Annotated in this window: 8 protein-coding genes and 2 pseudogenes; 5 read left to right on the forward strand and 5 right to left on the reverse strand. The window is 56.1% G+C overall.

All coding sequences use genetic code 11. From position 1 onward, the window contains the following. Positions 1 to 223 precede the first annotated feature (223 nt). Positions 224 to 391 carry a hypothetical protein gene (locus ABJO75_RS02395; protein ID WP_348132196.1) on the forward strand — a complete coding sequence of 56 codons (168 nt, stop codon included), beginning with the start codon at positions 224 to 226 and terminating at the stop codon, positions 389 to 391. 351 nt (positions 392 to 742) lie between these two features. On the opposite strand, the pseudogene ABJO75_RS02400 reads toward ABJO75_RS02395, so the two are convergent. Then, a pseudogene (locus ABJO75_RS02400) lies at positions 743 to 1,056 on the reverse strand (integrase core domain-containing protein); the annotation flags it as partial. 19 nt (positions 1,057 to 1,075) lie between these two features. On the opposite strand from ABJO75_RS02400, the pseudogene ABJO75_RS02405 reads away from it, so the two are divergent. Continuing rightward, positions 1,076 to 1,519, forward strand: a pseudogene (locus ABJO75_RS02405) (transposase). 433 nt (positions 1,520 to 1,952) lie between these two features. Here the strand turns inward: ABJO75_RS02405 and ABJO75_RS02410 are convergent. Both ABJO75_RS02410 and htpX read right to left on the reverse strand, forming a co-directional pair. Next, positions 1,953 to 2,843: a serine hydrolase domain-containing protein gene (locus ABJO75_RS02410; protein WP_348132199.1), complete on the reverse strand. Its 891-nt coding sequence runs from the start codon at positions 2,841 to 2,843 to the stop codon at positions 1,953 to 1,955. Between the two features lie 100 nt (positions 2,844 to 2,943). Then, a complete protein-coding gene (htpX, locus tag ABJO75_RS02415; RefSeq protein ID WP_348132202.1) occupies positions 2,944 to 3,867 on the reverse strand; it encodes a zinc metalloprotease HtpX in 924 nt (307 codons plus the stop codon). A gap of 371 nt (positions 3,868 to 4,238) precedes the next feature. On the opposite strand from htpX, the gene ABJO75_RS02420 reads away from it, so the two are divergent. Together ABJO75_RS02420 and ABJO75_RS02425 are read left to right on the forward strand one after the other, a co-directional pair. Next, a complete protein-coding gene (locus tag ABJO75_RS02420; protein ID WP_348432376.1) occupies positions 4,239 to 4,877 on the forward strand; it encodes a 2-hydroxychromene-2-carboxylate isomerase in 639 nt (212 codons plus the stop codon). A 403-nt stretch (positions 4,878 to 5,280) separates the two neighbouring features. Next, positions 5,281 to 6,156: an alpha/beta hydrolase gene (locus ABJO75_RS02425; RefSeq protein ID WP_348132208.1), complete on the forward strand. Its 876-nt coding sequence runs from the start codon at positions 5,281 to 5,283 to the stop codon at positions 6,154 to 6,156. 444 nt (positions 6,157 to 6,600) lie between these two features. Here the strand turns inward: ABJO75_RS02425 and ABJO75_RS02430 are convergent, their stop codons facing one another. Together ABJO75_RS02430 and ABJO75_RS02435 are read right to left on the reverse strand one after the other, a co-directional pair. After that, positions 6,601 to 7,800, reverse strand: coding sequence for an IS91 family transposase (locus tag ABJO75_RS02430; RefSeq protein WP_348132210.1), 1,200 nt, complete (start codon positions 7,798 to 7,800; stop codon positions 6,601 to 6,603). A gap of 6 nt (positions 7,801 to 7,806) precedes the next feature. After that, positions 7,807 to 8,721, reverse strand: a complete 915-nt coding sequence (locus tag ABJO75_RS02435) for a tyrosine-type recombinase/integrase (RefSeq protein WP_348132213.1) — start codon at positions 8,719 to 8,721, stop codon at positions 7,807 to 7,809. Between the two features lie 267 nt (positions 8,722 to 8,988). Between ABJO75_RS02435 and ABJO75_RS02440 the strand changes: the two genes are divergently transcribed. Next, on the forward strand, positions 8,989 to 9,399 hold a 411-nt coding region (locus ABJO75_RS02440), incomplete at its 3' end, for a cytochrome c (RefSeq protein ID WP_348132216.1).

Consider the following 9,399-nt stretch of genomic DNA (forward strand, 5'->3'; position numbering starts at 1 on the left):
CTCCGCCGAAAACACCGAAACTATCCAAACTGAAACATGATCGCAGGCAGATGATCAGCCGTACCCGAGCTGTCCGGGAATTACTGAAACGGCTGTCCGGGAATTAGCGTAATCGCTGTCCGGTATTTTTGAAATCCGCAATATCCTCATCGATAGAACTGGCCCATACCCTGAAGGCCCCTATCAGGTCTCAAAAAAGATCATGTATGGAACCGACCATCATATGAAGAGCGTGATCGGACATGCTCGCGAGTATCTGGAGATTTTCTATGCATTCTTCGATAGTTTGCAGGATGAGATCGGAGACTCCGAAACCGACCGCCTGGCCGCAGACTTCTTTGAAAACAATGCGCGACGCTACCTGAATCTGCCCGTTCGCGCGATTGCCTGACGGGACAAAGGTCGTCTGTTTCCGTCACCGCTGAGCTTGGAACCGGGCAAGCGCCTCAACAAATTGCATGGATTCAGACCTGAGACCTTAACATTCCTCCAGCTTTCAACGATGATCGCCTTGCTACACATCGTCCGCTGATAACAAATGAATCCCGATCATCTTGGCATTTTCGACCGTCGTCATTTTGTCGCGGATGGCTCCCAGTGCCACTGGTATTGCAGTTCCCAGATCATGTCCCTGATCCAATCTGCGTTATGCGCCTTGTCAGCCAATACTGTCCGTCGTCATATAAAATGGGACATCAGAGCGGCTTGAGCGTTGGAGGCTCTGGTTCGTTTGCGTGATTGATTATGCGGCTTGCTTTTGATGTTGCAAGCGGCGTTGTTTGATTTTCAGTTTCCTGATTTTTGCCCTTTCTCTGATGATGACTTTGTCACGCCCGAAGTAGACATCTGCCGGTGTGACGTTGCTCAGGCTCTCGTGGTAGCGCTGGTTGTTGTAATAGTCGACGAAGGCCCCGATCTGGCGTTCAAGATCGCCGGGCAGGTATTAATTTTCCAGTATAACCCGGTTCTTCATGGTCTGATGCCAGCGCTCGATTTTGCCCTGGGTTTGCGGATGAAACGGCGACCGCGAACGTGATCCATTTTCTGGTCCCCCAAGGCCGCCGAACAAGCTTGCATGGTGCACGTGCGCCGCAAGTTCGTGGTTGTCTTCGAACGCGATGGTTCGACCATCGCCAAGGAAGCCATAGAACGCATCGCCAAGCTCTATGCTGTCGAAAAGGACGCTCGATAAAAGCCGCCTGAAGACCGCGTCGCCATGCGCCGGAGCAATGCCAAGCCCATCTTCGACGATCTCAAGAGGTGGCTCCAAAGCCAACTGCCCAAGATCTCCGGCAAAACCAGTCTGGCCGTGGCGATACGGTACGCTCTTGGCCGCATGCCCAAGGCCCGCGGCTACGGCACAAAGATCTTTGCCGCTAATCGCATGCCGGTTCCACTGCGCGTTAAGTCATGTTCCCTCGCCACTTTGCGCCCCGATCCGGGCACTCGTAGTGAGCGCAGCGAAAGACCGAATTCCGCCCTCTTGACGATTGGCTTACTTGCACGTTTGATCTCATAGCGCTGTCGCCCCTGAGTTGACCGCATCTCTGGGAGTACGCGTATGGGGAGAAATCGTGCAAGCTTATGGGCGATTCATGCCATCTTTTGCGGTGCGTGCAGCTATATCCGCGTCCCTACAAAAACATGTAGGGGTGCGCATAATGTTGCGTGATGCTTTTTGAAATTATTATGAAATTTTCCACTAATGAGACCACAACTTGGCACGGTAGTTGCGCATAACATTGCATGAATTGCGCATAAGTTTGCACGAACCCCACTTATCCTCAATCAAGCGAATACTTCCGATGGAAATGCTCGTCTTTACGAGGATCACCTCGGTTCATTGTGCACCATCAATGGCAACTATCAAGTGGTTATGGTCGGCATTGAAACGGGCTTTCGTCAGCCGTGCGTAACCAGCGCAGGTAACGGCGGTTGAATTGGCTCAGTTGCTATTGCCGCCGTGCTATTTCGGCGGCGGCAAACTCAGCCACGCCCTCATCTGTGCCGTCTGTGAAACAAGCAACCGTCATCGGGTCTTCTAGGTCAGGAAAATGATATACCGCGTTCACGCTGAATGGTCCTCCGCCTGAATGACCGATGGCGCGGCCTGCACCGTCCATCGCACCGGACATCAGTCCCAGAGCATATCCGCAATCTGTCCATGGCCGACTTGGAATAGGACCGCCAAGCGATCTTCTATCCAACATCTCAGCCAGCGTTTGCGCCTGAAGTAGACCACCCGCAAAGAGCGCGTGCAGCAACAGCGATGCATCAGGCGCCGATCCAACGAGACATCCGTGATAAACCCATCGCGGATCGTAACCTGCTCCGGCGTCCCAGTAGAGCGCTGCGGATTGTTCAAGGTTGCCCCAAAACTCGACACTCTCCAAACCCAAACGCCCAAGAAGAAAATCATGGATGACGATGCCGAGCGGCTTCATCGTCACCTGCTCTATCAAGTTTCGCGCATACAGATAACCGATGTTGGAATAGGACCAACCTTCACCCGGCGAGAACAGCATCCCCTGAGCCATCGTCGCATCGAGTAACTCTTGTTGTGTCCAAGGTTTATCCTTTCGGAAGACCGCCCGATGATACTCTTTGAGCGATCCGTAGTCTGGAAGGCCAGACGTGTGACCGAGCAATTGGCGAAGTGTGAACGGGTGCCCTTGGAGTGGCTCATCCAAATCCAATGCTTGTACTTCGACCAGCTTTAGCGCGCAGATCGCAATCGCGGTTTTTGAAAAGCTCCAATAGGGAAACCGCGCACGTTCATGCGCATTCCCGCCACGGCGACCGGAATTAGCAATCCAGCTTGTATGAATCTCTTGTTTACTCATCCGTTTGGTCCGACGTCGGCCTTGCCTCACTCAAGAAATCAACTCATCGGTCAATCCGATTTGATCGGAGCATGGTCGTTCTCTGAGAACCTGTACACATTCAGGACCAGGGTCCGGCTCGTCGGTGCTTTTTTGTGATCGGGATACGACTAGCAGACATTGGCGGTTCCGCGGCACCCGATATCCCTCCGCCGTGTGCCATCATTGCACGGAGGGCGGCCACGCGGTTTTCGGTTGCGGGATGGGTCGCGAAGAGACTGTCGTATTTGTGTGCGTGCAACGGGTTGATGATGAACATATGAGCGGTGGCCGGGTTGCGTTCGGCAGCGTGGTTGTCGATCCGGGCCGCGCCCACGGCGATTTTCTCCAACGCAGAAGCCAGCCAGATGGGCTGGCCGCAGATCTCAGCCCCGGCTTTGTCGGCGGCGTATTCCCGTGTCCGGCTGATCGCCATCTGCACCAGCGCCGCGGCCATCGGCGCAAGAAACATCATCAGCAGGGTGCCAACCAGCCCGAGCCGTTCCCGGGACCCGCCGAAGAAGAGCGCGAAATTGGCCAGCATCGAGATCGCCCCGGCGAAGGTGGCAGTGACGGTCATGATCGCGGTGTCGTGATTGCGGATATGCGCCAGCTCGTGGGCGATCACGCCGGCCAGCTCCTCCCGCGTCAGGCTGTGCATCAGGCCCGCGGTGACCGCGACGGCCGCGTTTGCAGGGTTGCGGCCGGTGGCAAAGGCATTGGGTTGCGGCGTGTCGATCAGATAAACCTTTGGCTCGGGCAGGCCCGCGTTCCGCGCAAGCTCGGCGATCAGGGCGTGGAGACCCAACCGGTCGCCGGGCGCCACCGGCTGCGCGTTGTGCATCCGCAGGATCATGCGATCCGAGTTCCACCAGGTAAAGGCGTTCATGGCCGCTGCGACGGCAAGTGCGATCACGGCACCACCCGATCCGCCGATCAGGTATCCCACGCCCATGAAGAGCGCGGTCATCGCGGCCATCAGCATCGCTGTCTTCACATAACCCATCTGGGACTCCCGGATTTCACAATGAAGCAATGTGGAAAATATGGGAACGTTTCGTGTCCATGCAAGCATGCGCATCAGGCGAAACAACAAACCGTTCGCTCCGAAAATGGTGGCTGAATAGCCCCTCTGGGCCGCATGCGTCATGGTCGATGCTCGACAGAGAGGGGTAAGTGTGAATTCGCTGCAAGTGCGCAAATCATCCCAAAGCAGTGCGAGAGCAGCCATTCATCGACCGAAACAACCGGCTTCTTGTGCTGTGCCGTCTACCCAGGGCAGCAAAGCGCAGGGAGCTACCATCCGCTGCGAAACCTATGAATGGCCGGTATCAGTCAATACTGGGCATTCGATGCCGAATCCTCCATGCTGGTACAATGCCAGTTATCGAATACATCTATTCAGCCCATTCTGCCTTCGCGTACCTGGGCTCTGCCGAACTGAACAAACTATGCGCCGAGTTTCATGTGAAACTAATCCATAAGCCGGTTCTGTTGTCTCCGGTTGTGGAGGCGCAAGGCAGCCAACCTTTCCGGTCGCGAACGCAGGCGCATGTCGACTATTTTTTCGGGCGTGAGATTGAAAGATGGGCCGAGTATCGCAACGTTCCAATTATCAATTTTCGACCAACATACCACGATGCCGATTACAGCCTCGCTTCGGGCATGGTCTTGGCGCTCGGAGCAACTGGCACAACGACCGATGTGATGGCGCATGCCTTGCTCGAATCGCATTGGCGGTACGACGCCGACCTTTCAAACCCTCAAACACTCGCCAAGTTGGCTGACGCTTTAGGGCACGATGCGGATGCGCTGATGGATCACGCAGCGTCAGAGACGGTTCAAGACAAATTGCAAGAAAATTCGATTTGGGCCCAAGAGCAAGGCGTTTTTGGCTCACCAACTTATATTGTCGACGGAGACCCCTTTTATGGCCAAGATCGTCTTGCATTGGTCGAACGGGCGCTTTCTCAACCGTTTGCCGCAACAACGTGGTCCAACCCACCCGTAGGCTGAGCTTTGCAATCTCAACGTCGGGACAAAAAGGCAGCGAAACCGGACGTTAGCTCGTTCGAAAATCTGAAAATGTTGCGTAAAACGCGAAGGTCTCTTTATTGCGAGGTTAGAAAGTCGATTTCGAATACCCTCGAATGCAAGCTTCCGGTCCTTTCCGCGCCCTGAGTATTGCTCCACCCAAGAAGTGAGCCTTCCGATTGGAAGTCCGGTTAGCGCAGATAGTGGGCTTTGCAAATTTACGCGAACGGCCCTGAGCGGACCTCCATCGGCGGTGTCTGATGCTGCGGTGCGGCCCGTCATTGCTGCCATTCGCGGCGACCGCGAATTATAATGATCAGCGAACTTACAGTCTGCGGACGAAGTTGACGTTCGGAAGGTGCAGCAGAATATGCTATGTATCGACATGCTTGACCTCCATGAAACGACCACAATCGAAGTGAACGGAACCAGCCTTGCCGTAGTGGAACAAGGTGCTGGCGACCCGGTCGTGCTTATCCACGGTGGTGTTTCGGACTTGCGAAGCTGGACGGGTCAGATATCCGCCCTGGCGAAAAATTTCCACGTTCTTTGCTATAGCCGCCGCTATCACGTGCCTAACGCACCCATTCCGCCTGACCACACGGACACATTCCAAACACACGTGGACGATCTGGTTGCGTTGATAGATCAGCTCGGAACGTCCCCCACACATATGGTTGGTCATTCATGGGGCGGACTGATCGCACTCGTTCTTGCGTCGCAACACCCCGAGATGTGTCGAAGTCTGGTCTTGATAGAAGCACCAACCGTATCTCTCCATCTCCAGATACCGCCGAAACCGCTACAAATGCTCAAGCTTTTTCTATCGAATCCGAAACTTGCCTATTCGATTGGGAAGCTGGGCGCGGGTACGTTCGCGCCAGCAGAAAAGGCATTTCGAAAGGGCGATGACAAGGCCGCTATCGCGCACTTCGGCCGGGGCGTTCTGGGGGATCATGCATTCGAAGCCCTTTCGGAAGATCGCTACAAGCAGGTCTGGGACAATCGGGGGCCGGACAGAGCGCAGGCGCTCTATCATGGTTTTCCCGACTTGCGCGACGCACCGCTCTCGCGTGTCTCGATGCCGGTCCTGCTGCTGAGCGGAAGTTCAAGCCCCGTTGTATTTCGGCGGTTGAATGATGCTCTGTCTGACAGACTGTCCGATGCGACACACCGCATAATAACTAATGCGTCGCATATCGTTCAGGAGGATGCCCCTGATGAAGTAAATTCCGAGATTGCAGGATTCCTGCAAAGGTGAAGTGGGCTGACAACGGTCAATCGGGGTTACACTAGAAGCCGACTGGCGGCGGCCCGGAACGAAAATCCAAGCGCCGCACTGCCGTAAGGCTACTCGGATGCAGGTTTCTCGGACGCCATGAGCGACGTTTGGGTAGCGCGTGGCGTTGCCTGGCGTCGGAGAAGCGCTCAGGCGGGAAATCGTGGGGTTGGTCTTGGTGGGCCGGTTGTTGTTATGGGGATTTGGGCTGTGGGCTTGGCATGGGGCTGATCTGGCGGCGCGGTTGAAGGGCCCGTATTGCGCTCAGCGCGGTGTCGGCTTGACCAGCATTTTGACGGTATGCGTGGTGTTTTCTCGGAGCCATTGATTTTTGCCGCGTCGATGATCTGCTCAAAATATGACGATGGGTTCGCAGGTGGCATCGGCTGCGGCTGATGGTGTCTTTAGTTATGTCTGGCGGGCGCTTCATGCTGCGGCCCTTGCTGATGTTGGCGGTGCTCTGGGGTGTTGGGCAGGCGCGAAGGTGTCGACGATGATCAACCGTCCCCCGCAGCATGGGCATGGCAGAGCGAGGAGCCTGGGTGATTGATCATTCTCGCCTTCACTTGTGTCTTTGCGAATTGGAGGCTGATCCCGGAGCAGTTCCCTGATTCTTGCGACATTTGCGGCGCGGTTGCCATTTCCGAAGAAGCCATAGTGGCGGATGCGGTGCTGGCCTTTGGGCAGAACATGCATCAGGAACCTGCGGATGAACTCGTTGATCTTCAGGGTCATGGTTGTGTGTCGGCCCGCGCCATTGACGCGGTAGTTCTTGACCTTGAAGGTCACGCTGCCCGCATCGAACCGGACCAGGCGACTGTTGGATATCGCGATGCGGTGGGTGTAGCGTGATAAGTAGGCCAGCACCGCTTTGGGTCCGGCGAAGGGTTCCTTAGCATAGACGACCCAGTCGATATTGCGCAGTGGTGCCAGCATGGCCTCGAACGCGGTGCTATCGGCCAGGCCGACGTGGTCACCAAAGAAACTGAGCCGCCCGGTTCGGTGCAGTTTGGCCAGCCCTTCCAGAATGAGCCGCCGGTAAAGGCGGGACAGCACTCGCACGGAGAGGAAGAAGTTCTTGCGGCTGGTGATCCACCTGGTGCCATCGGTCGACAATCCACCACCCGGTACGATCATGTGGACATGGGGGTGGTGCGTCATTGCTGATCCCCAGGTATGCAGCACTGATGTAATGCCGACGCGCGCACCAAGGTGTTTGGGATCGGCGGCGATCTTGATCACGGTATCCGCGCTCGCGCGCATCAGCAGATTGTAGATCTCGCGCTTGTTTTGGTGGGCGATGTCAGCAACCTGTTTGGGCAGGGTGAAGACCAGGTGAAAATATCGCACGGGCAGCAGTTCGACCTCCCGCGCCGCCAGCCATACTTTTGCAGCCCCCGCCTGGCACTTGGGGCAGTGCCTGTTCCGACAGGAATTGTATGCGATGTGCTCGTGCGCGCAGTCCTCACAGCGCGTAACATGTCCGCCAAGCGCCGCAGTACGGCAGCGCTCAATGGCGCTCATGACCTTTAGCTGATCAAGGCTGATGTGGCCCACATTGGCCATACGATACGCAGCCCCGTAGTCGCGGAAGATGTCCGCAACTTCCAGATTTGAACGTGCCAACCCGGGCTATGGCGCGCCTTTCTTACTCTTTTTGCGCTTGGTTTGGCCCAGGTTATCCAATGGGCTCTCTACGGCAGAGATCATGCCGGTCGCGACGCTGGCATAGCGCGCCGTCGTAGTCAGTTTGGTATGCCCCAACAGCGCCTGTATAACCCGGATATCCACTCCTCGTTCCAGCAAGTGTGTCGCGAAGGAGTGGCGCAACGTATGCAGCGTGACTGGCTTGGTGATGGCCGCCGCCTTTGCGGCCTGCTTGAACAGGCGCGAGATCTGGCGTGGCGACAGGTGCTTGCCATTATAGCCGGGGAAGATGACGCGATCTGGTCCCGCAACGCTTACGTCTTGCCCGGTTGGGCGTTCTTTCCACCACTCGCGCAACAGGCCCAGAATATCGGTGGGCAGCATGACGTTGCGATCCTTGCGCCCCTTGGACTGCACGATGCGGATGATCTCTTGTTCTCCGTCAATGTCGCCGACCCGCAGCCGAACGACTTCGCCCGCGCGCATCCCACACCCATAGGCCAGCGACAGCATCACCCGCGCCTTCAGGCTTGGAGCCATAAGCAGGATGCGCTTGATCTCGTTGCGGCTCAGCACCAGCGGAATCTTGACGGGCTCCTTCAGGCTAAAGATCTCCGCTACCAGATCGTGCCGCCGCAGCGTCACCCGGAACAGAAACTTCACACCGGTCATCGTGCGATTGCGCGTGCAGATGCTGGTGCCGGTCTCAATCAAATGCTGCTGGAAGTCACGGACATCATCCGGCTCAGCTGTCTCAGGAGATCGTTCCAACCAGGCCGCGAACCTCTTGCAGGCCCGCAAGTGACCGACCTGTGACGCCGGTCCAAGGTTGCGCGCTGTCATATCCGCGATCATGCGCGCGCGAAGCGGTGTCATCGGTGTGGAATGCTGAATGTTCATGGGAAAACCCTCTGTCAACCGAGGCAAAATCACCTCGATCAACAGCAAACTCTCAACTTCACAATCCGCGAAACAAATCCCGACTACGCGCAACCCACGCCACAAGCGCCCATATCGCGAAGCGATTTAGTGCCTGAGCCCGTAGCGGACGTGCCAAATATCTTTTTCTAGGAGATTATCTCTGCTCTGCCTTATTGTTGAGTTTGAACTCGATGAACGATCTTCGAGTGATTTGACTTAGGGGGGAAGGATATGCGGCTAGTCTTGATGACTCTTATACTTTCATCGACAGCATTTCTGGCGAATGCTGAGCCATCCGTTGAAAGAGGTGAATATTTGGTGCGGGGACCGGCGGGTTGCGGAAATTGCCATACGCCCCAAACTGCTGAAGGCCCTGACATGTCTAACGAGTTAGGTGGGTTCATGGTCGAAAAGAACCCCGCGTTCGAAGCGTGGGCGGTGAACATTACCCCCGGAGGACGTGTCGCCAACTGGACCGATGGGGAATTGGCAAGAGCTATCCGAGAAGGTATTCGCCCAGATGGCTCCGTCATCGGGCCGCCAATGCCAATGAGCCTTTACAGAGGTTTGTCCGACGATGACGTTTACTCCATCGTTGCATTCCTCCGAACGGTTCCAGCAAGCGAGAATGAAACGCCATTCTCCACATATAATATT

Origin of the sequence: Sedimentitalea sp., from assembly GCF_039973035.1 — a bacterium.
Taxonomy (GTDB): Bacteria; Pseudomonadota; Alphaproteobacteria; order Rhodobacterales; family Rhodobacteraceae; genus Sedimentitalea.

Bases quoted from the DNA above. Each gene is read 5' to 3' on its own strand.
- ABJO75_RS02420 (WP_348432376.1), top strand. From the start codon at position 4,239: ATGCCAGTTATCGAATACATCTATTCAGCCCATTCTGCCTTCGCGTAC.
- ABJO75_RS02425 (WP_348132208.1), top strand. From the start codon at position 5,281: ATGCTTGACCTCCATGAAACGACCACAATCGAAGTGAACGGAACCAGC.
- ABJO75_RS02395 (WP_348132196.1), top strand. From the start codon at position 224: ATGAAGAGCGTGATCGGACATGCTCGCGAGTATCTGGAGATTTTCTAT.
- htpX (WP_348132202.1), bottom strand. From the start codon at position 3,867: ATGGGTTATGTGAAGACAGCGATGCTGATGGCCGCGATGACCGCGCTC.
- ABJO75_RS02410 (WP_348132199.1), bottom strand. From the start codon at position 2,843: ATGAGTAAACAAGAGATTCATACAAGCTGGATTGCTAATTCCGGTCGC.
- ABJO75_RS02435 (WP_348132213.1), bottom strand. From the start codon at position 8,721: ATGAACATTCAGCATTCCACACCGATGACACCGCTTCGCGCGCGCATG.